Origin of the sequence: Aliidongia dinghuensis, assembly GCF_014643535.1 — a bacterium.
In the GTDB taxonomy this organism is placed as follows: domain Bacteria; phylum Pseudomonadota; class Alphaproteobacteria; order ATCC43930; family CGMCC-115725; genus Aliidongia; species Aliidongia dinghuensis.
In genome coordinates this window covers 114,745-136,973 of record NZ_BMJQ01000003.1, presented here as the reverse complement: position 1 = coordinate 136,973, position 22,229 = coordinate 114,745, and the positions used below count along the sequence as shown (strand labels likewise).

General features: G+C 66.6%; 20 protein-coding genes. 11 read left to right on the top strand and 9 right to left on the bottom strand.

All coding sequences use genetic code 11. The features are described from left to right. Window positions 1-2: 2 nt before the first annotated feature. The 4 genes from IEY58_RS06615 to IEY58_RS06600 all read right to left on the bottom strand — a co-directional run bounded on the left by IEY58_RS06615 (window position 3) and on the right by IEY58_RS06600 (window position 6,475). Complete coding sequence (locus IEY58_RS06615) at window positions 3-1,568, bottom strand: peptide ABC transporter substrate-binding protein (protein ID WP_189043830.1); 1,566 nt, start codon at window positions 1,566-1,568, stop codon at window positions 3-5. A 90-nt stretch (window positions 1,569-1,658) separates the two neighbouring features. After that, on the bottom strand, window positions 1,659-3,236 hold the full coding sequence (locus IEY58_RS06610; protein ID WP_189043829.1) for a peptide ABC transporter substrate-binding protein: 1,578 nt from the start codon (window positions 3,234-3,236) through the stop codon (window positions 1,659-1,661). 84 nt (window positions 3,237-3,320) lie between these two features. After that, window positions 3,321-4,904: a peptide ABC transporter substrate-binding protein gene (locus IEY58_RS06605; RefSeq protein WP_189043827.1), complete on the bottom strand. Its 1,584-nt coding sequence runs from the start codon at window positions 4,902-4,904 to the stop codon at window positions 3,321-3,323. Between the two features lie 8 nt (window positions 4,905-4,912). After that, a complete protein-coding gene (locus IEY58_RS06600; protein WP_189043825.1) occupies window positions 4,913-6,475 on the bottom strand; it encodes a peptide ABC transporter substrate-binding protein in 1,563 nt (520 codons plus the stop codon). 236 nt (window positions 6,476-6,711) lie between these two features. Between IEY58_RS06600 and IEY58_RS06595 the strand changes: the two genes are divergently transcribed. From IEY58_RS06595 to IEY58_RS06585, 3 genes are all read left to right on the top strand, one after another. Then, the gene (locus IEY58_RS06595; RefSeq protein ID WP_229743536.1) at window positions 6,712-7,644 is read left to right on the top strand and encodes a DNA-3-methyladenine glycosylase family protein; all 933 of its coding nucleotides are present in this window, start codon (window positions 6,712-6,714) and stop codon (window positions 7,642-7,644) included. Window positions 7,645-7,646: 2 nt separating this feature from the next. After that, a complete protein-coding gene (locus tag IEY58_RS06590) occupies window positions 7,647-8,150 on the top strand; it encodes a methylated-DNA--[protein]-cysteine S-methyltransferase (protein WP_189043821.1) in 504 nt (167 codons plus the stop codon). Between the two features lie 119 nt (window positions 8,151-8,269). Further along, entirely contained in the window at window positions 8,270-9,406 is a 1,137-nt protein-coding gene (locus tag IEY58_RS06585) for a hypothetical protein (protein ID WP_189043820.1), read from the top strand. A gap of 55 nt (window positions 9,407-9,461) precedes the next feature. Here IEY58_RS06585 and IEY58_RS06580 read toward each other — a convergent pair whose 3' ends face one another. Then, the gene (locus tag IEY58_RS06580) at window positions 9,462-10,085 is read right to left on the bottom strand and encodes a glutathione S-transferase family protein (protein ID WP_189043818.1); all 624 of its coding nucleotides are present in this window, start codon (window positions 10,083-10,085) and stop codon (window positions 9,462-9,464) included. A 113-nt stretch (window positions 10,086-10,198) separates the two neighbouring features. On the opposite strand from IEY58_RS06580, the gene IEY58_RS06575 reads away from it, so the two are divergent. From IEY58_RS06575 to IEY58_RS06555, 5 genes are all read left to right on the top strand, one after another. Next, complete coding sequence (locus IEY58_RS06575) at window positions 10,199-10,669, top strand: Lrp/AsnC family transcriptional regulator (RefSeq protein WP_189043816.1); 471 nt, start codon at window positions 10,199-10,201, stop codon at window positions 10,667-10,669. A 152-nt stretch (window positions 10,670-10,821) separates the two neighbouring features. After that, entirely contained in the window at window positions 10,822-11,856 is a 1,035-nt protein-coding gene (locus IEY58_RS06570) for an NHL repeat-containing protein (RefSeq protein ID WP_189043814.1), read from the top strand. A gap of 161 nt (window positions 11,857-12,017) precedes the next feature. Next, window positions 12,018-13,286, top strand: coding sequence for an MFS transporter (locus tag IEY58_RS06565; protein WP_268237551.1), 1,269 nt, complete (start codon window positions 12,018-12,020; stop codon window positions 13,284-13,286). A 303-nt stretch (window positions 13,287-13,589) separates the two neighbouring features. Then, complete coding sequence (locus IEY58_RS06560; RefSeq protein WP_189043812.1) at window positions 13,590-14,075, top strand: hypothetical protein; 486 nt, start codon at window positions 13,590-13,592, stop codon at window positions 14,073-14,075. 5 nt (window positions 14,076-14,080) lie between these two features. Continuing rightward, window positions 14,081-14,668 (top strand): T6SS effector amidase Tae4 family protein, encoded by a 588-nt coding sequence (locus IEY58_RS06555; RefSeq protein ID WP_189043810.1) that lies wholly within the window; start codon window positions 14,081-14,083, stop codon window positions 14,666-14,668. A 28-nt stretch (window positions 14,669-14,696) separates the two neighbouring features. Here IEY58_RS06555 and IEY58_RS06550 read toward each other — a convergent pair whose 3' ends face one another. From IEY58_RS06550 to IEY58_RS06540, 3 genes are all read right to left on the bottom strand, one after another. Continuing rightward, entirely contained in the window at window positions 14,697-15,110 is a 414-nt protein-coding gene (locus IEY58_RS06550; RefSeq protein WP_189043808.1) for a VOC family protein, read from the bottom strand. Window positions 15,111-15,168: 58 nt separating this feature from the next. After that, window positions 15,169-15,837, bottom strand: coding sequence for a glutathione S-transferase family protein (locus IEY58_RS06545; RefSeq protein ID WP_189043806.1), 669 nt, complete (start codon window positions 15,835-15,837; stop codon window positions 15,169-15,171). A gap of 123 nt (window positions 15,838-15,960) precedes the next feature. Further along, complete coding sequence (locus IEY58_RS06540) at window positions 15,961-17,655, bottom strand: methyl-accepting chemotaxis protein (RefSeq protein ID WP_189043804.1); 1,695 nt, start codon at window positions 17,653-17,655, stop codon at window positions 15,961-15,963. 216 nt (window positions 17,656-17,871) lie between these two features. Between IEY58_RS06540 and IEY58_RS06535 the strand changes: the two genes are divergently transcribed. Beyond that, the gene (locus IEY58_RS06535) at window positions 17,872-18,420 is read left to right on the top strand and encodes a PAS domain-containing protein (RefSeq protein WP_189043802.1); all 549 of its coding nucleotides are present in this window, start codon (window positions 17,872-17,874) and stop codon (window positions 18,418-18,420) included. Between the two features lie 25 nt (window positions 18,421-18,445). On the opposite strand, the gene IEY58_RS06530 is transcribed toward IEY58_RS06535, so the two are convergent. Beyond that, a complete protein-coding gene (locus IEY58_RS06530; protein WP_229743534.1) occupies window positions 18,446-18,772 on the bottom strand; it encodes an ArsR/SmtB family transcription factor in 327 nt (108 codons plus the stop codon). A gap of 177 nt (window positions 18,773-18,949) precedes the next feature. Here IEY58_RS06530 and IEY58_RS06525 point away from each other — a divergent pair, with 177 nt between their 5' ends. Beyond that, window positions 18,950-20,521 (top strand): peptide ABC transporter substrate-binding protein, encoded by a 1,572-nt coding sequence (locus tag IEY58_RS06525; RefSeq protein WP_189043800.1) that lies wholly within the window; start codon window positions 18,950-18,952, stop codon window positions 20,519-20,521. A gap of 119 nt (window positions 20,522-20,640) precedes the next feature. Then, window positions 20,641-22,191 (top strand): DUF4070 domain-containing protein, encoded by a 1,551-nt coding sequence (locus IEY58_RS06520; RefSeq protein WP_189043799.1) that lies wholly within the window; start codon window positions 20,641-20,643, stop codon window positions 22,189-22,191. Window positions 22,192-22,229: the final 38 nt, after the last annotated feature.

Genomic DNA, 22,229 nt, shown 5'->3' with positions numbered 1-22,229 from the left:
GCTCAGTCCTCGCGCGAGAGATAGCGGCTCTGGATATAGGGGTTGGCGTTCCGCCAGCCGCCGACCTTGGCCGACACCAGCATGTTCACGGTCTGATAGTAGAGCGGGATTTCGGCATAGTCGGCGAGGATGATCCTCTCCGCCTGTTCCATGAGCTCGGCGCGGCTTTTGATATCCGTCGCGACCGACGCCTGGCCAGCGAACTTGTCGTAGGCGGGGCTGGCGTAGCCGATCGTGTTCTGGTCGGTGGACGTGCTGACGTAGGGCTCGATGAGCTGCATCGCGTCGTCGTAGGTGACGGTGCCGCCGAGCGGTGCCATGGCGTAGTTCTTCTGCCGGAGCGTCGCCTCGAACACCTGCCATTCCTGGTTCTGCAGCGTGACCTCGACGCCCAAGGGTTTCCACATGGCGGCGATGGCGAGCAGCATCGTGCGCGCCTGCTCGTTGGTCGTGTAGGTGATCTCGAACTTGAACGGATGGTCCGGCCCGTAGCCCTCGTCCGCGAGCAGCTGCTTGGCGCGGGCGAGGCGCTCGGCCATCGGCTGGTCCTTCCAGTCGTACATCGGCGGCGTGTAGTCGCTGATCACCGGCGGCACGGTCGAATAGGCCGGCTTCTCTCCCTCGGGCACGATCTTGCTGACGATGAGGTCGCGGTCGACCGCGAGCGACAGCGCCTCGCGCAACTTCGGATGGCCGACGAACGGGCCGTTCTTCATGTTGTAGAGCAGGGCGAACTGGCCGAACACGTCGCCCGCGTGCAATTCCGTGCCCAGGTTCTCGCGCGCCCATTTGATCTGCGTGCGCGGCGCGCGGGCGACGTCGATCTCGCCGGCGCGGAAGCGCTTGAAGCCGGTCTCGAGATTGTCCGACATGATCCAGCGCACGCCGTCGAGTGCCACCTTGGCCGCATCATAGAAGCCCGGGTTCTTCTTCAGCACGATCTCGGAATTGGGCGTCCAGCTGTCGAGCGTGAACGGGCCGTTCGTGACGATCTTGCCGGGCCGGGTCCATTCGGCGTTGCCCTCGATCGCCTTGCGATTGAGGGCAACGACGTTGGAGTCGGTCAGCAGCAGGGGCAGCATGATCTGCGGCTGTTTCAGCGTGATCACGACCGTATAGGGATCGGGTGCCGCGATGCCGAGCTTGGTCGGGTCCTTCTCCCTGCCGGCGATGAGTTCTTCGGCATTGACGAGGTCGCGCACCTGCTCGGTCTCGGCCGCGGCGGTCTTGGGATCGACGAGGCGGCGGAAGCTGTAGACGAAATCGGCCGCCGTCACCGGATCGCCGTTCGACCATTTGGCGTCATGGCGCAGATGGAAGGTCCAGACCTTCTTGTCGGTGCTCGCCTCCCAACGCTCGGCGATGCCCGGCACCACCTTCATCTCCGGATCGAGCGTCAGCAGGCCTACGAACAGGTCGCGCTCGATGTTCGCCTCGTAGAGGCCGGTCGTCTTCTGCGGGTCGAGCGATTCCGGCTCGGCCTCGTTCGCCCGGCGCAGCACGTGATCGGCATGGGCCGTGGACGCCATGAGAAGCAGGCTTACGGTGAGGGCAGGGGCGAGACGCATGGGGCGGGGCGATCCTTTAAGCTCTCGTCATTCCCGCGCAGGCGGGAACCCAGCGTTACGCGCGGGAGCGCGGAAAGGGGATGACGGCTGTCACTGCTTGAACGACAAATAACGCGACTGGTTATAGACGACCTTGGCGACATAGCCCTGGAGTTTCGGGTTGACCAGCACGTTGCGCACGTAGAATTCGAGCGGCACAACCGGGTAGTCGTTTAGCATCAGCTTCTCGGCCTGTTCCATCAGGTGCCGGCGCTCGAGCGGGTCGGTCGAGGTGCCGCCGCGGTGGAACAGGTCGTCGAACTTGGCGTTGGCATAGCCGTTGACGTTGTAGGTGCCGGCCGTGCTGCGGAAATTGTCGAGCCCGTTCTCATAGTCGTCATACGTGCCGACGAGGTTGAGGTAGCCCACCTCGAAATTACGCTGGTCCGTCACGTCGATGAACACCTGCCACTCCATATTGTCGAGTGCCAGGTCGACGCCGATCGGTTTCACCATGGCCGCGATCGCCAGCAGCAGCTGCCGGTTGTTCTCCTCGGTCGGGTAGGTGACCTTGACCTTGAGCGGATGGTCGGGGCCGTAGCCCGCCTCCTTCATCAGTCCCTTCGCCTTGGTGAGGCGGTCGGCCTGCGGCATGTCCTTGAAATCCATGCTCTGCTGCGTGTAGTCGCTCGTCACCGGCGGGATCACGCCATAGGCCGGCTTCTCGCCGCGCGGGTCGACCTTGGTGACGAGTGTCTCGCGGTCGACCGCCAGGTTGAACGCCTCGCGCAGCCGGACGTCCTCCTTGAACGGCCCCTTCGTCATGTTGAAGAACAAGAAGGTGAAGCCGTTGACGTCGGCGGTCACGAGCTGGTCCGCGGCGTTCTGCCTGGCCCAGGGAATGTCGTTCTTGGCGAGCGGGTCGAAATCAAGCTCGCCGGCGCGAAAGCGCGTCAGCGCCGTCTTGGTGCTTTCGGTCACGATCCAGTCGACCTCGTCGAGCTTGACCGACGCCGCGTCGAAGAAGGTCGGGCTCTTCGTCAGCACGACCGATGACTGCGGCACCCAGCTCTTCATGACGAACGGGCCGTTGCCGACCAGATGCTCGGGCTGGGTCCAGGCTGCCCCCCATTTTTCGACCGAGGCCTTGTGCAGCGGGAACAGCATCGGGTCGGTCAGGAGGAACTTGAGGGCGAGCCGGGGCTCGGTCAGATGCAGGACGAGCGTATAGGGGTCAGCCGCCTCGACGCCGAACTTGGTCAGGTCCTTCTCCTGGCCCGACGCGATTGCCTGGTAGTTCACGAGCTGCGTCAGGTCCGAGGAATCGGCGGCCGCGGTCTTGGGATCGACGAGGCGCCGGAAACTGTAGACGAAGTCCTGGGATGTCACCGGCTCGCCGGTCGACCATTTCGCGTCGTGGCGGAGATGGAACGTCCAGGTCTTGCCATCGGGCGAGATCTCCCATTTTTCGGCGACGCCCGGCACGACATGTTCCTGCGGGTCGAGCGTGAGCAAGCCGATGAACATGTCGCGGTCGATCGCGAGCGAACCCGAGGCCGAGCTCTTCTGCGGATCGAGCGTCTCGGGCTCGGCCTCCGAGATCCGGTGCAGGACCTGGCCTGCCTGGGCCGGCGCCATCAGGAACTGGAGCGCCGCTACGGCGGCGATTACGGACGGAAGAGCGCGCATGGACGTGGTTGGACTCCATTTTACCCCGCCGTCATGCCCGGACAGCCGTGGGTCAAGCCCGGCCATGACGAAAAAAGTATTTGCCTATTGTTGCTTGATCGAGAGATAGCGCGACTGGTTGCTGTCCACCTCGGTCACGTAGCCCTGCACCTTCGGATTGATGAGTATGTTGCGTTGGCCGAACTCGAGCGGCGCGATCGGATAGTCGTCCAGCATCAGCTTTTCCGCCTGCTGCATGAGCTCGCGCCTTGTCGCCATGTCCTTCGCCGTGCCGCCGCGATGGAACAGGTCGTCGAACTTGGGATTGGCGTAGCCTGCGGGATTGCCGAAGCCCGCGTCCGAGCGCCAATTGTCGAGCGCGTTCTCGTAATCGTCATAGGTGCCGATCAGCGCGAAGAACCCGACGTCGTAGTTGCGCTGGTTCATGGTCGAGACGAACACCTGCCACTCGGAATTCTCGAGTTTCAGGTCGAAGCCGACCGGCTTCACCATGGCGCTGATCGCGAGCAGGATCTGCCGGCTGTTCTCGTCGGTCGTGTAGATCGTCGTCAGGCTCAGGGGATGGTCCGGCCCATAGCCCGCGGCCGTCATCAGCGCCTTCGCCTGCTTCACCCGGTCGGCCATGGGCGTGCCCTTGAACGGCATGCTCTGCGCCGTGTAGTCGCTGACCGCGGGCGGGACCATGCCGTAGGCCGGCGGCTCGCCGCGCGGGTCGATCTTCGTCACCAGCGTCTCGCGGTCGATCGCCAGATTGAGCGCCTCGCGCAGCCGGACGTCCTGCGACAGCGGTCCCTTGACCATGTTGAAGAACAGCAGCGTGGTCGCGTTGATTGGCGCCGAACGGAGTTGATCGGCCATGTTCTCGCGCGCCCAGGGCAGATGGACGCGCGTCAGCAGCACGAAATCGAGCTCGCCCGCGCGATAGCGCGTCAGGCCCGCGTCCAGGTTCTCGGTCACGAGCCAATGGACTTCGTCGAGTTTCACGTCCTTGGCATCGAAGAAATTCGGGCTCTTGGCCAGCACGATGTCGGACTGCGGCGTCCAGCTCTTCATCACGAACGGGCCGTTGCCGACGAAATGGCCGGGCTGGGTCCATTGGTCGCCCGATTGCTCGATCGAGGCCTTGTGGAGCGGCGCCAGCGCCATGTCGGTCAGGATGAACGGCAGCGCGATGCGCGGCTCGGTCAGGTGCAGGACGAGCGTGTAGGGATCGGGCGCGTCCACGCCGAGTTTAGAGAGGTCCTTCTCCTCGCCCGAGACGATGGCGTCGTAGTTCACCACCTGCTTCAGGTCCGACGGATCCGCCGCCGCGGTCTTGGGATCGACCAGGCGGCGGAAGCTATAGAGGAAGTCGGCCGAGGTCACGGGCTCGCCGGTCGACCATTTGTCGTCATGGCGCAGATGGAAGGTCCAGGTCTTGCCGTCGGGCGAAATGTCCCAGCTTTCCGCAGCACCCGGCACCGGCTTGCCGTGCGGGTCGAGCGTCACGAGGCCGATCAGCATCTCGCGATCGATCGCCAGGCTGTCTGCCGCATTGGTCTTCTGCGGATCGATCGAGTCCGGTTCGGCCGAGTCGAACCGCTGCAACACCTGCTCGGCATGTGCAAGGTTGGTCGAGGCGAGAAGGGCGGCAACGAGGCCAGCGACGAGGCGCGGGGAGATACGCATGCGACGGCTCAGTCCTTGAACGAGAGATAGCGCGACGGCGGGTTAGGCCGGTTGTCGCGCCGCCCGCCCAGGCGCGGGTTCACCAGATAATTGGCGACGCCGAACTGCAGCGGCACCAGGGCATAATCGCCGAGCACGGTCCGTTCCGCCGCCTCGAGCGCCTGGCGGCGGGCCCCGAACTCGGTCGCGGCCGCCGCTTTGTCCATGAGCGCATCGAGCGCCGGGTTGGTGTAGCCGCAATGATTATAGAGCCCGGCATCGCTGCGGTAGGGGATGAGGAATTCCGTCGGATCGTCGAAGTCCGGCACCTCGCTCAAGACGCCGATCTCGTAGTCGAGCTGGCGAATCTTGGTCTGGTAGACCTGCCATTCCATGTTATCGAGGGCGAGTTCGACGCCGATCGGCTTCCACATGGCGGCGAGCGCCAAAAGATAGACTCGTGTATCGTCGTTGGTCGTGTAGCTGAGGGTCAGCTTCAAGGGATGCTCGGGCGTGTAGCCCGCTTTCGCCATCAACAGCTTCGCGCGCGCCAGCCGGTCGGCATAGGGCTCCGTCTGCCAGTCGTACGGCTGCGGCGTGTAGTTGGGCATCAGCGACGAGATCATGGAATAGGCCGGCTTCTGCCCGCGCGGGTCGACCTTGTCGACGATGGTCTGGCGATCGACCGCGAGCGACAGCGCCTCGCGGATCTCCTTATGCTCTGCCAGCACGCCGCGCTTCATGTTGAAGAAGGCGTACCACAGGAACAGCGCGTCGCCGGTGTGCAGTTCGGCCGCCGCTTCCTTCTTGGCCCAGGCGAGCTGCGACTTGTTCGGCAGCACCATCCAATCGAGTTCGCCGGCACGGTACTGCTTCACGCCGCGCAGCTGGTCGTCGACCGGGTAATGCTCGACCCGGTCGATCGCCACATGGGCGGCATCGTGGAACAGTGGGTTCTTGACCAGCACGATCTTATCGTGCGGGTTCCAGCTTTCGAGCGTGTAGGGGCCGTTCGAGACCATGTGGCCGGGCCGCGTCCATTGCGTGCCCCATTTCTCGACCGCCGCGTGCGGGATCGGGTCGGCGCCATGGTCCGAGATCAAGAGCGGCAGGATCAGCTCCGGCTGCTTCAGCGTGAAGCGCAGCGTGTTCGCGTCGACCGCGACGATGCCGAGCTTGGCCGGGTCCTTCTCGCGCCCGCTCGCGATCCCCTCGGCGTTCACGACGCTGCGGATCTGGTCGAACTTGGCGGCGCCGGTCGCGGGATCGACCAGGCGGCGGAAGCTGTAGACCCAGTCCTCGGCGGTGAGCGGCGTGCCGTCCGACCATTTGGCGCCGGGCCTAAGGTGAAAAGTCCAGGTCTTCTCGTCCGCCGAGACGTCCCAGCTTTCGGCGGCCCCCGGCACCGGACGGCGGTCGGCGTCGAGCGTGATCAGCGGCTCGAACAGGTCGCCCACGATGTTCGCTTCGGTCAGGCCGGTGATCTTCTGCGGATCGAGCGATTCCGGCTCGGCCGAATTCGGGCGGCGCAGCACGGTTTCGGCGGCGCCCATCGACGCCGTCGCGAGCGAGAGGAGGAGGAGACCGGCCATGAGGCCCGCTCGGTGCGCAAGATTCATCCGGCTTCAGTTCCCCGTTTGATGCGGCGGCCTTGTTCCCGACCACCTATCCTTGAATGGCGGCGGATGGTGGCACAAGCCGCGGGCGCCACCAAGCGGTAACGAATGCAACTAATCCGGCTGGCCGTCGCCGGAGCGCCCGCCGTGCTCCGGCGACCATGTCCGAAAACCGCGAGACGGCGCGCCGGCGGCGGTTAGTATCCGGGGCCATGGACACCGAACTCTATGTCTCGACCCCCGCCATTTCGACACTGGCCCTGCCGGTACGCCACCCGTTTGATTGGGCCGAGATCGCCGGCTTCCTCGCCCCGCGCTGCATCCCGGGCGTCGAGGCGGTCGACGGCCTCGTCTATCGCCGCACCATCCTGGTCGAGGGGCGCCACGGCACGATCGAACTGGGGCCGAGTGACTCGAGGCCGGTTGACGGGCTCGCGGTCCGGGTCCGCCATCCCGACCCGACGGTCGGGGTGCCGATATCGACGCGCCTGATGCGGCAGTTCGATCTCATGACCGACATCGACGCGATCGCACTGCAGTTCGGCTGCGATCCGTTGCTGGCGCCGCTCATGGCGCAGCGCCCGGGGCTGCGCGTGCCGGGCGCCTGGGACCCGTTCGAGCTCGCGATCCGCGCCATCCTGGGCCAGCAGGTGAGCGTCGCCGCCGCGACCACGCTTGCAGGCCGCCTGGCGCAAGCCTATGGCGAGCCGCTCCGGCTCGACGACGGCCTGCCGCCGCCGCCGGGGCTGACGCAGGTCTTTCCGCCGCCGCCGGCCCTCATCGCGGCCGATCCGGGCGTGCTGCGCATCCCGACCAAGCGGGCGGAAACCATCGCCGCCTTCGCCCGCGCGGTCGTGGCGACGCCGGCGCTGCTTGCGGGCGGCGTGCCGTTGGCGGAACTGGTCGAACGGCTGGACGCGCTGCCCGGCATCGGCCCCTGGACGGCCCATTACATCGCCATGCGCGCGCTGCGCGAGCCCGACGCTTTCCCGTCGGGCGACCTCGGCCTGCGCAAGGCGATGGCGACGGCCGACGGCCTGCCGAGCTTCAAGGAAATGGACCGGCGTGCCGAAGCTTGGCGGCCGTGGCGTGCCTATGCGGCGCTGCATCTCTGGATGAGTCTCGGCGGCGGGACGGGAGGCTGACGATGACCGATCTCGACTTCGACCGGATCCCGAGCGCCATCGGCGAGATCCTGGTGGCGAGCGACGGCCGGGCGCTGGTGGCGCTCGACTATGCCGGCTACGAGGCGCGCATGAACGCGCTGCTCGCCAAGCGCTACGGCCGCTTTCGCCTGATCGGGCGGACGGACCCACTCGGCGCCTCGTCCCGGGTACGAGCCTATATGGCGGGCGATCTCGCGGCGTTCGACGAGTTGCCGGTCGCGACCGGCGGCACGCCGTTCCAGGACGAATGCTGGCGGGCGCTCCGTGCCATCCCGGTCGGCACGGTCACCACCTATGGCACGCTCGCGGCCCGGCTCGGCCGGCCCAACGCGAGCCGCGCGGTCGGCTACGCCAACTCGCTCAACCCGGTGGCGATCATCCTCGCGTGCCACCGCGTCGTGGGTCAGAACGGCGATCTCACCGGCTATGCCGGCGGGCTCGAGCGCAAGCGCTGGCTGCTGGCGCATGAGGGGGTGAAAATGTGAAGAAGCCCCATCGAGGGGTGTGGAACATTTCATAGGACCGGTTGTGCGCGAAGGCGTATAGAGGTAGTCACGCTCCACGAGACCGGGCCGGTGCCGATCGGCTCGTCGGGAGGCATCCGATGACGAGCCAAGCGGAGATCGATCCGAAGCTTATCATGAGCGCGCCGGCTCTGCCGGCCGTCGAGCGCCCTGCACCCGGGCCCCAGGCCGTTGACCGTCAGGCCGGCAACGGCAAGAAGCCCGCGAAGGCTTCCGTCACCGAAAACCTGCTGGAGAATGCGGGCTACTTGCTGCACTACGCGGTCGAGGCCGGCATTGCGGTCGATGCCGACATCTCGCAGCGCATCATCAGTGCCCGGCGGCGCGGCGACCTCGCGTGGGACGAGCCGGATGCCGGCCTGCTCGCGACCGCGATCACCCGGCTCGCAGCGCTCGTCCATCCGGTCACCGCCGAAACGCTGAGGGCGTGCCGTGAGCAGGCACACAAGACGATGCGCAACTATCGCCGCATGGCTTATTGCCTGGCGATCATCATTCTGCCGCTGTCGATGATCTCGTTCATCTATACCGGCCTGTCGAACGCCATGACCGCCGATCTGGCGGCGGCGAACCAGCTGGCGGTCAATCTGCACGCTCAGCTGACGACGACCGGTGCCCAGGCGGCGGCCACCGCGGCGCAGAACAGCCTGCCCGATCTGCAGCAATATGCTGCGACGATCCGCGCAATCCGCGCCCGCACGGCACAACTCGCCTGGTTCGTGCCGCTGCATGTCGAGATGCGGTCCGAGGTGCCGAGCGGGGAGGGCGGCGGTTTCGGCCGGTTCGAGCTCGACCCGAAAACGTCGAACACAGTGGCTGATCTGACCACGAACCTGAATCGGTTGACCGCCGGCTACCAGGCCGTCCGCGCGGACGCGAAGTCCGTGCAGGATACCGCCTCGCTGCTCTACGGCGCCATCAGCGCCTTCATCCTGCCGGTGCTCTACGCGTTGCTCGGCGCCTGTGCCTATCTGCTGCGCGTGTTCGCCGACCAGGTGGCGAACCAGACCTTCCGGCCGACCTACGCGGCCTCGGCCCGGTTTGTCATCGCTGCGATCGGCGGCGCCATCGTCGGCTTGTTCAACAATTTCTCGCTGGGCCAGGGCGCGTCGCTCTCGCCGCTGGCCCTGGCCTTCCTGGTCGGCTACGCCACCGACATCTTCTTCTCCTTCCTCGAAGGATCGATGCAGAACTTCAAGAAGACGAAGGCGGCGTAACGCGATTTGCGAGACGGGGCGGAGCTCAGTCGGCGGGGGCTCAGTCGGCAGGGGCTCAGTCGACAGTGTCGCCGGTGAGCGGTGTCGCGCGCATGGAAGGACGGTCGAGGAAGGCGCGATACCAGGCGGTGAGCCGCGGCCGGCCCGGCTCGAATGCCGGCAGCCCGCGGAACTCGAGCCAGCTGAGCGCCGTCGCCAGCGCAATCCGGCCGATGCACGGACGGCCCGGGGTGGTGAGCAGTTCCTCCTGTTCGAGGAAGTCATACGCCGCCAATAGCTTCGCGATCTGGCCGTCGCGCATCGCCGGATAGCGGTAGGGCGGCGGACGGCGCTCCGTCTCGTGGCGCACGGCGATGCCGGCGTCGCACAGGCCTTGAGCCAGTGCCTGGAGCCGGAGGCTCCGCAGCCGCGCGCGCCCTTCCGCCGGGATGAAGGGCGCACCGCCGTGCAGCCCGTCCAGGTACTCAGAGATCACATTCGAATCGAACAGGGCGAAGCCGTCGTCGAACAGCAGCACCGGCACCTTGCCAAGCGGATTGACGGCGAACACTTCGTCGTTGCGCTGAGTCGGGCTCGTCTCGTGATGCACGACCTCCAGGCGATCGGCGAGCCCGGCCTCATGCGCCAGGACCAGCACCTTGCGGGCATAGGGCGAGTGGGTCTGATAGAACAGCTTCATGGAGGACTCCCGAGCGGCGGATGGACGCAGCATATCGGCCTCCTGCGCGGCCAGGCCGCGTCGTTGGTTCAAGCCACCTTTTTCAGCAGCAAGTTTTCGTGTTCTGATGCGGTATGACCGATAGCGCCGCCCTCGATGACTTCGACCGCGCCATCCTGCGCCGTTTGCAGCAGGATGCCCGGGCGACCGGCGAGGCGATCGGCGCCGAGGTGCATCTCTCCGCCGCGGCCGTGCAGCGCCGCATCAAGCGCCTGCGCGAACTCGGCGTCATCACGGCCGAGGTGGCGTTGGTCGACCCGACCCGCGTCGGCCAGACGATGAGCTTCATCGTCGGCGTCGAGCTCGAGCGCGAGCGGGCGGACATGCTCGACGCCTTCCGCCGGGCAGCGCGGGCCGATCCCAACGTGCAGCAATGCTATTACGTGACCGGTGCGGCCGATTTCATCCTGATCGTGACCGCGCGCGACATGGCCGATTTCGAGGCCTTCACGCGGCGCCTGCTGTTCGACAATCCGAACATCCGCCGCTTCACCACGAACGTGGTGCTGTCGCGCGACAAGGTCGGCAGCGTGGTGCCGGTCTAACCCTCGCCCGCGCGCCGGAAATTTTCCTCCTGCCCATGGAATAGCGGCCGATTGTCGCGAGTCACCTGTCTGGGCGTTTTGCGCGGTCAGTGCCGCGGGCGCCCACCGACAGCTGCCCCCACCGACGGCGTCGTTCCGAGGGAGGAAGGGTCATGCGTATCTCGCCAATCATCCTATCGGGCCTTGGGTTGCTGGCATGTGCCACCATGCCGGCGCGCGCGGATCAGGGCCGGTTCAACGAGCCGGGCAACATCCTGATCACGGACCAGTTCAACAATCGCGTGATCGAGATCGATCGCGACAAGAACATCGTCTACAGCTTCGGCTCGAACGATCCCAGCCTCTGCAATCCGGGACCGGGAGCCATCATCGCGCCGAATGACGTCGAGCGGCTGGCGGGCGGTCTGACCCTGATCGCCGGCACGGGCACGTCGACCTGCCCCGACAACCGGGTCATCGTGGTCGATCGTGCGGGCAATATCTTGTTCCAGTACGGCCAGGCCGGTGTCGCGGGCTCCGGGCCGAACCAGCTCAACACGCCGGTGTTCGCGCTCCAGACGCCGCACGGCAACTTCCTCATTACCGACCAGGCCAACAACCGCGTCATCCTGGTCAGTCCCAACAAGCAGGTCTTGTTCTCCTACGGGCCGACGTCCGGCCCGGGTGCGCTCAACAACCCGAACAGCGCCGAGCTGCTGTCGAACGGCCATATCCTGATCGCGGACGAGAACAACAGCCGGGTGATCGAGATCAACCGGCGCGGCACCATCGTTTTCGAGTATTCCGCAGGCCTCAACATCGTGGCATTCGCGAGCCGGCTGCCGAACGGCGACACGCTCATCACCGATTCCGGCAACAGCCGCATCGTCGAGATCAACCCGGCGAAGCAGGTCGTGTTCGAGTACTTCACGAACCTGGTCGCGGGCAGTAATCCCACCCCCCAGCCGACGAGGGCGGTCCGGCTGGCCAATACCGAGACCTTGATCGCCGATCAGTTCAATGATCGGGTCATTATCATCACCCAGGGCAAGGCGACCGTGTTCCAGTACGGCGTGACCAACGTCGTCGGCAATGGGCCGAACCAGCTCAACGCACCCTACAGCGCCGTGGAAATCGGCGATTACACCGGGCTCACGCCACCGCCGGGCTTCGGCCCGAACAATCAGGGCGACGACCTGGCCGATTGAACGAGCCGCCTTTCGAGGCGGGTTTCGCCAGGAGGGAACCTGCCTCGATCCTATGACGGGCACCCGGCTCCAGACGGCCGGCAGGGCAGCCCCTCGTCCGCTCCGCTTGACCGGACGAAGACGAGCCGCGACGCTCTGTCGCGCACGCCTTGTCCTGACACTTGGAGTCTGCTCTGCCCGCCGACCCTCTTGCCCCGGCGCCGGAACTGGCGGTTCCGCCCTCGGTCTTGCGCCATCCCGCCTTCGCGCTCTTCTGGGCAAGCCGCGTGTTCTCGACAATCGCGTTCCAGATGCAGGCGGTGGCCATCGGCTGGCAGGTCTACGGCCTGACCGGCAGCGCTTTCGCGTTGGGGCTGGTCGGCCTCGCCCAGTTCATCCCGGGCCTGGCGCTCGCCTTCGTGGTCGGACCGGTGGCCGACCGGTTTGACCGGCGGCTGATCGTGCGCCTCTGCCAGACGGTCGAGGGCGCTGCGGTGGGCGGCCTTGCGCTCGCCTGGTTCATGGGCCGGCTCGACATCGTGCCGATCTTCGCCGCCGTCTTCGTGATCGGCTCCGCCCGCGCGTTCGAGGCGCCGACCCTGCAGGCGCTGGTGCCGGGCCTGGTGCCGGCCGATCTTCTGCCGCGCGCGCTCGCCTGGTCGTCGACCGCCAACCAGACCGCGATCATCTGCGGGCCCGCCGTGGGCGGGCTGCTCTATGCCTTGAGCCCCGGCACAGTCTATGCCGTGGCGGCGGCACTGTTCCTCGTCTCCAGCCTCGTCATCGGCTTCATCCGGCTGGAGCGGGCGCCGCCCCGGCGCGAGCCGGTGACGCTCGCCTCGGTCTTCGCCGGCGTCGCCTTCATCCGCAGCCGACCGGCGATCCTCGGCGCCATCTCGCTCGACCTGTTCGCAGTCCTGCTGGGCGGCGCCACGGCGTTGCTGCCGATCTTCGCGCGCGACATCCTGGCGATCGGCCCGTGGGGGCTCGGGCTATTGCGCTCCGCCCCGGCGCTGGGCGCACTCTCCATGTCGCTCTTCCTGGCGCAATGCCCGCTCGAGCGACGGGTCGGGCGCATCATGCTGACGGCCGTCGCGATCTTCGGCCTCGCGACCGTGGTCTTCGCGCTCTCGACCTCGTTCTGGCTGTCGCTCGTGGCACTCGTCGTGCTGGGGGCGGCGGATTCGATCAGCGTCGTCATTCGCCTGTCCCTGGTCCAGCTCGAGACGCCGGACGAAATGCGCGGCCGGGTGAGTGCCGTCAATTTCATCTTCATCGGCACGTCGAACCAGCTGGGCGAGTTCGAATCTGGCCTGACCGCCGCCTGGTTCGGCGCAGTGCCGGCGGCGCTCATCGGGGGGATCGGCACGCTCCTCGTCGTGCTGATCTGGCTCAAGGCCTTTCCGGACCTGGCCCGGCGCGACCGGCTGCAGTCGGCAAGCGTCGGATAGAAATCGAGCTGCCGATCGCAAATTCGTCGGATCGACGGGATTGAATCGGGCGTCGCGGCGTTCAAGGTCTCAGCAACCATGGCGGGTGCCTCGTCGCGACGCGGCGGGCCCGCAACGGCGTCTCGGGGGGCAGTTCCGTTGATCGGCCGAACAATGCGACTGGCGGCAGTGGCCGGCTTCGTCCTATGGCTCGGAGCGCCGGAGCCGTTGCTTGCCCAGGATAGGGCCGCGGCCGGTTCGGAGGATGCGCATCTGCCCCGTCCGACCAGCGTCTATCAGGACAGGTCCGAGGCCGGCATTCCCGTGCGCCTCGACTATTTCGCGCCGCCCGACGGTCCGATGATGGTCTTCCGGTTCGACGAGCCGGACCAGCCTGCGAAGCCCTGGCCGTCGATCGACGAGCAAGGACGGATCCTGGATCGGCTCCTCGCGAGATTGCTGGCGGAGCATCCGGATCTGGCTTCGCCTTTTGCGTTCTCGCTCGGCAGCGGCCGGGGTGCCTTGGTCGCAGCGCTCGACAGGCAATTGCTGGAACCTGGTGCCAACTGGGACGTCAAGCGCGGCCGGCCCAAGCAGGGGCAATTCGGCGACGTGCTCAGGGAAGAGCTCGACCGGGCCCTCCAATCATCGGCGATTGCCAAAGCCTTCGGCGCGCACGGCTACGCGCTGAAGCTGAAGGGCATCGGTCGCATCGACATCGACAGCGTCAAGGCCCCCGCCGGGGCCCGTCTCCCCGCGTTCATCTCCACGATGGATATCGAAGCAACCAAGATCGTCGGAAAAGGATGATTGCCATGGCTCAAGCGGCCGCGCGTGTCAGGTCCAGCCTGTCGTTCGATGCGCTCGTCAACGAATATCCGAGCCCTATGAGGTATTCGCCGGGGGCGGTCAAACGTCTGATCGGCGGCGCGGTCGACGACACCAAGAAAGGCGCCACGCCGTGGCTTGGCGGCGAGCAAGGCGATACCTGCACCATCCGGATGAGCCGCGCGTTCAATCGCGCCGGCCACTTCATCCCGGCGCACCTCCATTTCATGCGCACGGTCCGCGGTGCCGACGGCCTCGCCTACGCCTTCGCGGTCCAGGAGTTTCACCGGTATCTTCTGCTCGACCTCGGCGAGCCCGACATCCTGGTGAAGGGCAAGCCTGTCGACCGGCAGAAAATCGCGGGCAAGAAGGGCGTGATCCTGTTCGACATCAACTTCGGCCTCAATCCGGACGGTCAGACCCGCGCCATGGGGCACGTCGACCTCTGGGACGGCCAAACCTTTTTCGATGAGATCAGCGGGCAGAGCGATCCGCAGGGCCGCGACTTTTTCAAGATCGCCACCGCGGTTTCGCTGTGGATCTGCCAGGGCAACGACATGCTGCCGAGAGTGTAGCCGCCGCTTCCTTGAACCCGCGCGACGCTCAGTAGTTCGGCCAGAGGCCGGGCGTCGCGAGCTCGATCAGATGGCCGTCGGGGTCATCGAAATAGAGGCTGTGCCCGCCGCGCGGCCAGGCCATCTCGCCGCGCAGCGGGATGTTGCGCTGGGCGAGCCGATCCTTCCACTTGTCATAGTCCTCGGTCTCGATCGCGAAGGCCATATGGACCGGCCCGCTGCCGTCGTGGCCGGGCACGCAGCCGTTCGGGCCCGGCATATCCTCGGCCGAGGCTCCCTCGAGGAACAGCAGCAGCACGCCCTGGCGCCCGGCGTCGAAGGCGGTCAGCCGTTCAGTCGACAGCATGGGCTTCAGGCCCAGCACCTCGATGAAGAACGCCTTGGCCACGGCCATGTCCGAGACATAGAGGGCTGTTTCGAGCAGGCCGGCGATCCGAGGCATGGGCGGGCTCCCTTGTCGCTCTTATCGGCCCTCCCGGTGCTGCGGGGCGGGCGGTCTCCTAGAAATCGAGATCGGTATAATGCTCCGGCGGCGGGTTGCCGGGAATATGGTCGGCGAGCAGCGGGCGGAAGCTCGGCCGCGACTTGATGCGGGCGTACCAGTCCTTGGCGAGCTCGTGGCTGCCCCATGGCACGTCGCCGACATAGTCCAGCACCGAGAGATGGGCGGCGGCCGCGATGTCGGCCAGCGAGAAATGGTCGCCGGCGAGCCAGCGCCGCCGCTCGACCAGGAACGCGATATAGTCGAGATGGTAATGGATGTTGGCGTGGCCGGCGCGGATCGCCGCCGAGCTCGGCGTGCCGTAGCCCATCTGGCGCTTCAGCATCTTCTCGCCGACCAGGTTCTGCGTGACCTCGCGGTTCATCTTGAGGTCGAACCAGGCGATGAGGCGCCGGACCTCGGCCCGGTCGATCGGGTCGATGCCGAGCAGCAGCCGGTCGCGATAGACCTCTTCCAGGTATTCGCAGATGACGCCGCTGTCGACGATCGGCGAGCCGTCGGATTCGACCAGCACCGGCACCTCGGCCGCCGGGTTCATCTGCAGATATTCCGGCCGGCGGTCCCACACGCGTTCCTGCCGGAGCTCGAACTCCAGGTTCTTTTCCTTGAGGACGACGCGAACCTTGCGGGAAAACGGGCAGAGCGGGATGTGGTACAGGATGCGCATGGCGGCGAGAACGATTCCGGGCTTGGGTGACCGTTCAACCTAGCGCCGGAAGCGGGGGGAGGGCCAGCGCAGACTGCGCCAGCCCTCCTTGTTCGTCAGGCCATAATCCTCAGGCCATAGTCCTCAGGCCGCGCGGATGTCGGAGAGGAACGTGCCGACCCGGGCGCGCAGCTGCTCCGCCTGATGACCGAGCTCGTCGGCGGCACCCAGCACCTGGACCGAGGCCGCACCCGTCTCCTCGACGATCTGGTTCAGGCCGCCGATGTTGCTCGAGACCTCGGTCGTGCCGCGTGCCGCCTCCTGCACGTTGCGCGCGATCTCCTGGGTCGCGGCCCCCTGCTGCTCCATGGCGGCCGCGATCGAGGTCGAGATCTCGTTCATCCGGCCGATCGTCTCGTCGATCCGCGCGATCGCGGCGACCGCCGCCTCGGTCGAGTTCTGCATCGCCGAGACCTGGGCCGAGATGTCCTCGGTCGCCCGCGCCGTCTGGGTCGCGAGATTCTTGACCTCGGAGGCCACGACCGCGAAGCCCTTGCCAGCCTCGCCGGCGCGCGCCGCCTCGATCGTGGCGTTGAGCGCGAGGAGGTTCGTCTGGCCGGCGATGTCGTTGATGAGGCGTACGACCTCGCCGATCTTCTGCGCCGCGTCCGCAAGAACGCGCATGGTGCCGCCGGTGTGCGCCGCCTCCTGCACCGCCTGGCCGGCGATGGTCGAGGATTGCACGACCTGGCGCGAGATCTCCTGGATCGAGGACGACAGCTCCTCGGTCGCGGCGGCCACGGTCTGGACGTTGGTCGAAGCTTCCTCGGACGCGGCCGCGACAGCGCCCGCCTGCTTGGAGGCGAGATCAGCATTGTCGGACATGCTGCCGGCGGTCGCGCGAAGCTCGGTCGCGGCCGTCGCCAGATAGTCGAACGCCTCGCGCGCCGACTGGTCGAACTCGGCGTTGATCGCCTCGATCCGCGCCGCGCGCGCCTCCTTGCGCGCCTGTTCCTGCCGCTGCTCTTCGGCCAGGCGCTCGGCGGTGATCATGCTGTCCTTGAACACCTGGACCGCGCCGGCCATGGCGCCGATCTCGTCCTTGCGGCCGAGGCCGACGACCTCGGTCGCAAGATCGTGACCGGCCAGTCGCTTCATCGCGTCCGTGATGCGCTGGATCGGCGTCGAGACGCCCCGCACCAGCAGCCAGCCCAGGATGGCGCACAGCAGGGCCGCGACGAGCATCGTCGTGATCACGAGCCACTTGGTCGAGGCATAGATCGCATCGCCCCGGTCGCCCGCCTTCTTGCCCTCGCGCACATTGACGTCGGCATCGTCATTGACCGCCTTGATCGCCCGGTCGAAGCTGTCGCGCGAGGCGCCGTTGAAGAGTGCGGTCGCGCCCTTGGCGTCGTGGCTCTTGGCGAGCGCCAGCATCTTGGTCGAGATCGGGAGGTAAGCCGCCCATTCCTGGTCGAATTGCTTGACGAGCCGCTCGTCGTCTGTGCCGAGCGAGATGAGCGGAGTATAGTCGGCGCGTGCCTTGGCGATCCGTTGCGCGCCGGCATCGATGTCGGCCTCAGCCTTGTCGAGGTCGCCGCCGTCGGCCGCGACCAGGAGGTAGCGGGATTCGCGCAGCCGGAAACTGTAAATCGAGGCCAGAAGCTTGCTCATCTGCCCGGTGCTCGGCAGCCAATCGTTGCGCACGCTCTCGGCATTGTTGTTGACCGAGCTCAGGCCGTTGATCGAGACCCCACCCAGGATCAGCACGATCAGGAGCACGATGGCAAAGCCAAGCGGAATCTTGGTGCGGATCGCTAGATTGTTGAGCATGTTCATTGCGCGCATTCCCTGGTTGTATAAAGCTGGTGCCGACAAACTCTAGTGACCGTATTTCCGGTTAATATTCGCTCTATGTGCCGTATTTCGGTGACGGCCTGATGAGGGAGTTGGCGCATAACTGCATAACTACTGTGCGGCTGCAGCTTTTTGCTGGCGGGCGGCAATCAATGTCGGGCAATGAACGTTCGGTGCACGGGGAGGCCTGGATCGCGCATGGATCCGATGATTGACGCGAGCACATTCCGGGCGGCGCTGGCGACGCCGGAGCTCATCCGGCTGTTCGATTACTGGCAGGCGCTACGCGGTACCCGGCCGATGCCGCTCTGGTCGGACATTCGACCGGAGGAGATCGCGCCCGTACTGCCGCGCATCTGGGCCTGGCGGCTCGGCGCCGATGACGATCTCCGGCTGCGTCTCGTCGGCGAGCAGGTCCTGGCGATCCTGCGGCGCAACGTGCGTGGCAAGACGCCAGAGGATCTCTACGCGCCTGCCGAAGCCGCGGCCATCCGGGCGCGCCTCATCAAGGTCGCGCGCGTGCCGACCTGCAGCCACACGGCGGGCGACATTTTCCACGGCGCCCATCGGGTCGGCACCGGCGAGCGGCTGGCGCTGCCCTATGCCGAGGCCAGGGGCGGCTTCGGCATCATCGGCGCCTCCAAGGCGACGCTCGACCCGGACCCCGAGAGCGGGCTCGAGCGGCCGTTCGATCCGCAAGCGCTCTATACGCTGGTCGGGCCGGAGTACTTCCTGCGGATCGATTGAGGTCGCAGGCGGTCCTATGCCGCCGCTACTGATCCATACGTTTCCGCAGATCTTCCAGGCGATCGAACCGGCCCTGCCAGAAGCGGCCGTAGAAATTCATCCAGTCGACGAGCGGCGCCAAGCCCTCGGGCCGGGCGCTGTAATGGGTCTCGCGCCCGTCGCGCCGGTCGTGGACCAGCCCGGCGAGCTTGAGCACGCCCAGATGCTTCGAGACCGCCGGTTGTGACACGCCGGACTGGTCGGTAAGCGCGCGGACGGTCAACTCGCCCTCGCGGATGAGCCGCTCCAGCAATGCGCGACGGGTCGGGTCGGCCAGGGACTTGAACAGCGCGTCGGTGTCGGGATGCATCATCGGCAGCCGCTTTAAGGGAACTTGGCTTCGGTGGGAAGTTGCATTCCCATCCGGGGAGATTTCGATAGATCAATAACTAATTGGTTATTCATCTGTCAATGCGCCGATCCGGCTAGGCCCGGTCTTGGGGCCGTGCCATCTTCTTCTCGGAGTTGATGACGTGTGGCCAGAAAAACCATGGATCGCAGAACCTGTCTCGCCGCGGCCTTGCTTTGCCTGTTTTCGCTCCCTGCCTATGCCGATCACGTGCTGCATCGCCCGCTCGAGGTCGAGCCTGACAGCCTCGATCCGGTCAAGACGACGAGTACGGTGGCCGATGCGATCGAGAGCGATCTCTTCGAAGGGCTGGTCCGGCTCGATCCGCAAGGCAACATCGTTCCCGGCGTGGCCGAGCGCTGGGAGCGCGCGGCGGACGGCGTCACCTATACGTTCCATCTCAGGCCCGACGCCCGCTGGTCCAACGGCGATCCGTTGACGGCGGCCGACTTCGTCTATGCCTGGCGTCGCGGCGTCGATCCGGCGACGGCGGCGACCAGCCTCCATGCGCTCACGGACCTGGTGCACGGCCGCGACATTCTTGCCGGCAAGGGGATGGACCCGGTCGCGCTCGGCGTCGAAGCCGTCGACGCGCTTACGCTCCGGGCGGTGACGGCGGCGCCGACGCCGTTGTTCCTGGCGCACTGCGCGCTCCGGGATGCCTATCCGGCCCACCGCGCCACGATCGAGCGATGGGGCAGGGCGTGGACGCAGCCGGAACACATGGTCTCGAACGGCCCGTTCGTGCTGAAATCCTGGGTGCCGCATGGCGAGACCGTGCTCCGGCGCAGCGAGACCTACTGGGACCGGGCGTCGATCAAGCTCGATGAGGTCGACGATCTCGCGGCCGACGACGGCGAGGTCGCGCTGAAGCGTGTCCTTGCCGGGGAGCTGGACTACGCCGAGGTGCCGACACGCGAACTGGCGAGCGTCCGGGCCGACCATGCGGCATTGCTGCACATCGGGCGCGGCACCCGGATCCACAATCTCGCCTTCAACACGGCCACAGGGCCGTTCGCGGGGAACAAGCCGCTGCGCCAGGCGCTGGCGCTCACCTTCGATGCCGGCGTCGTGGTCGACAAGCTGCAGAAGCGCGGGCAGCAGATCGCCTACAACTGGGTGCCGCCGACCATCGCCGACTACACGCCGCAGAGGATGTTCTACGCCGGCATGACGATGGAGCAGCGCGTGGCGCTCGCGCGCAAGCTCTATGCCGAAGCCGGCTACGGTCCTGGCCGCCCGTTGCAGCTCACCGTCAATTATCCGACCAACGAGGACGTGAAGGCCGAGTTGCTGGCGGCGGCGCAGATGTGGAAGGCGGCGCTTGGCGTCGAGGTCACGCTGGAATCCGAGGAATTCCAGGTCTACCTGCAGCGGGTCAAGCGCGGCGACGATCAGATGTCGGTACTGGGCTGGTCCGAGACGGTGCGCGATCCCTCGCTGTTCCTCGAGCGCTTCAGGACGGGCGGCTTCGGCAACTACTTCCAGTACGCCAACCCCGCGGTTGATGCGCTGCTCGATGCGGGCGGCCAGACCATGGAGGCAGCCAAGCGGCGGTCGCTCTATGAACAGGCCGAACGGATCATCGACGACGACGTGCCCGGCATCCCCAGCTATTTCAATTCGATCGTCATGGCGGTCAATCCGCGGCTCGAAGGCTGGGTCGACGACGAGCAATATCCGCAAAGCCGCTGGTTGTCGCTCAAGGACTGACGCGATCCGGGGCCCGCGCTCGATCGTCCGCGCCGCCGCCATTCCTGTTTCCGCGTCGGCGCCGTGGGTGCAGGATGGGCTACGGCGCTTCCTCTTGGGCTTCCCCGGGGCGGTCGGTCATGGCGGACATCGTCCTCATCAATCCGCGGTTCGAGGTCTCCTACTGGGGCCTCGAGCATGCCATGCCCTATTTCGGCAAGCGCGCGGTCTTTCCGGTCGCGGCGCTGCCGCTGCTGGCGGCGCTGACGCCGGCCGGGCATTCGGTGACGCTGATCGACGAGAATGTCGAGCCGATCGATTTCGCGCGCTGCGCGCGCGCCGACATCGTGGGCCTGACCGGCATGAGCGTGCAGCGCTTCCGCATGCGCGAAATCCTCGAGGAGCTGAAGCAGCGCGGCCGCTTCACCATCGTCGGCGGCCCGTGGGTGACGCTCGAGGAGGGCTATTTCGAGGCGCTCGCCGATGTGATCTTCGTCGGCGAGGCGGAAGACACCTGGCCGCAGTTCCTCGCCGACTGGACGGCGGGCCAGCCTGCGCGCCGCTATGAGCAGGCGGCGCGCACCGACATGACGCGCGTGCCCGTGCCGCGCTTCGATCTTCTGCAGATGCGGCGCTACGCGTTCGGCAGCGTGCAATTCTCGCGCGGCTGCCCGTTCACCTGCGAGTTCTGCGACATCATCGTGACCTTCGGCCGCCGGCCGCGCCTCAAGGCCGAAGCCCAGGTGCTGGCTGAAATCGCGGCGCTGCAGACCCTGGGCGCCGAGTTCGTCTTCATCGTCGACGATAATCTGATCGGCAACCGGCATGCGATCAAACCGCTCCTGCAGGTGGTCGCGGCCTGGCAGGCGGCACGCGGCTATCCCATCACCTTCTTCACCGAGGCCTCGCTCGATCTGGCGGACGATCCGGAGCTCTTGGCACTCATGGCCGAGGCCAATATCGTGACCGTGTTCGTCGGCATCGAAAGCCCGAACGACGCGGCGCTCATCGAGGCGAAGAAAAAACAGAACCTGCGGGGCGAGCGCTCACTGGTCGAGAAGGTTCATGCGATCCAGGCGGCGGGGCTCGAGGTCTGGTGCGGCATGATCCTGGGGTTCGACCATGACGACGCGACGATCTTCGAGGCCCATCGCCGCTTCCTGGCCGAGGCGCGGATCATCCATGCCATGACCGGCATGTTGACGGCGCTGCCGAAGACGCCGCTCCATGCGCGGCTCGCCCGCGAAGGCCGGCTCGACCCGGCCGACCGCTCGCCCTACGGCACCAACGTCATCCCCCGGCTCCTGGGTCGCGACGAGCTCAAGCGCGGCTATGTCGGCCTGATGCAGGCGCTCTATGCGCCCACCGCCTATTTCGACCGGTTCGAGGACCTGTTCCTGGGCGCCCGGCTCAGCTTCAACGCGACGCGCCGGCGTTATTGGGCGACGCATCCCTGGCAGGGCGCACTGGCAGCACTCCGCGCGCTCGTCCAGGCCGTCGCCATCCTGGGTCGGCTGCAGTGGCGGATCGAGGAGGCGGCACTCAGGCGCGAATATCGCCGCCGCCTCATTGCGCTGCTCCGTGTCCGGCGCGAGCCGGAGATGCTGCTCGTCTACGCCATGAAATGCGCGATCCATGCCCATGTCCACGCGTTGACCCGCGACGAGGCCGCGGTCGGCAATACATTCTGAGCGCCGGCGGCATGGCAGGAGTGCCCGGCGTGCCGTTC

Bases quoted from the DNA above. Each gene is read 5' to 3' on its own strand.
- IEY58_RS06585 (WP_189043820.1), top strand. From the start codon at position 8,270: ATGACGAGCCAAGCGGAGATCGATCCGAAGCTTATCATGAGCGCGCCG.
- IEY58_RS06605 (WP_189043827.1), bottom strand. From the start codon at position 4,904: ATGCGTATCTCCCCGCGCCTCGTCGCTGGCCTCGTTGCCGCCCTTCTC.
- IEY58_RS06595 (WP_229743536.1), top strand. From the start codon at position 6,712: ATGGACACCGAACTCTATGTCTCGACCCCCGCCATTTCGACACTGGCC.
- IEY58_RS06540 (WP_189043804.1), bottom strand. From the start codon at position 17,655: ATGAACATGCTCAACAATCTAGCGATCCGCACCAAGATTCCGCTTGGC.
- IEY58_RS06525 (WP_189043800.1), top strand. From the start codon at position 18,950: ATGGATCGCAGAACCTGTCTCGCCGCGGCCTTGCTTTGCCTGTTTTCG.
- IEY58_RS06600 (WP_189043825.1), bottom strand. From the start codon at position 6,475: ATGGCCGGTCTCCTCCTCCTCTCGCTCGCGACGGCGTCGATGGGCGCC.
- IEY58_RS06555 (WP_189043810.1), top strand. From the start codon at position 14,081: ATGGCTCAAGCGGCCGCGCGTGTCAGGTCCAGCCTGTCGTTCGATGCG.
- IEY58_RS06530 (WP_229743534.1), bottom strand. From the start codon at position 18,772: ATGATGCATCCCGACACCGACGCGCTGTTCAAGTCCCTGGCCGACCCG.
- IEY58_RS06610 (WP_189043829.1), bottom strand. From the start codon at position 3,236: ATGCGCGCTCTTCCGTCCGTAATCGCCGCCGTAGCGGCGCTCCAGTTC.
- IEY58_RS06590 (WP_189043821.1), top strand. From the start codon at position 7,647: ATGACCGATCTCGACTTCGACCGGATCCCGAGCGCCATCGGCGAGATC.
- IEY58_RS06520 (WP_189043799.1), top strand. From the start codon at position 20,641: ATGGCGGACATCGTCCTCATCAATCCGCGGTTCGAGGTCTCCTACTGG.
- IEY58_RS06545 (WP_189043806.1), bottom strand. From the start codon at position 15,837: ATGCGCATCCTGTACCACATCCCGCTCTGCCCGTTTTCCCGCAAGGTT.
- IEY58_RS06580 (WP_189043818.1), bottom strand. From the start codon at position 10,085: ATGAAGCTGTTCTATCAGACCCACTCGCCCTATGCCCGCAAGGTGCTG.
- IEY58_RS06575 (WP_189043816.1), top strand. From the start codon at position 10,199: ATGACCGATAGCGCCGCCCTCGATGACTTCGACCGCGCCATCCTGCGC.
- IEY58_RS06535 (WP_189043802.1), top strand. From the start codon at position 17,872: ATGGATCCGATGATTGACGCGAGCACATTCCGGGCGGCGCTGGCGACG.
- IEY58_RS06550 (WP_189043808.1), bottom strand. From the start codon at position 15,110: ATGCCTCGGATCGCCGGCCTGCTCGAAACAGCCCTCTATGTCTCGGAC.
- IEY58_RS06570 (WP_189043814.1), top strand. From the start codon at position 10,822: ATGCGTATCTCGCCAATCATCCTATCGGGCCTTGGGTTGCTGGCATGT.
- IEY58_RS06615 (WP_189043830.1), bottom strand. From the start codon at position 1,568: ATGCGTCTCGCCCCTGCCCTCACCGTAAGCCTGCTTCTCATGGCGTCC.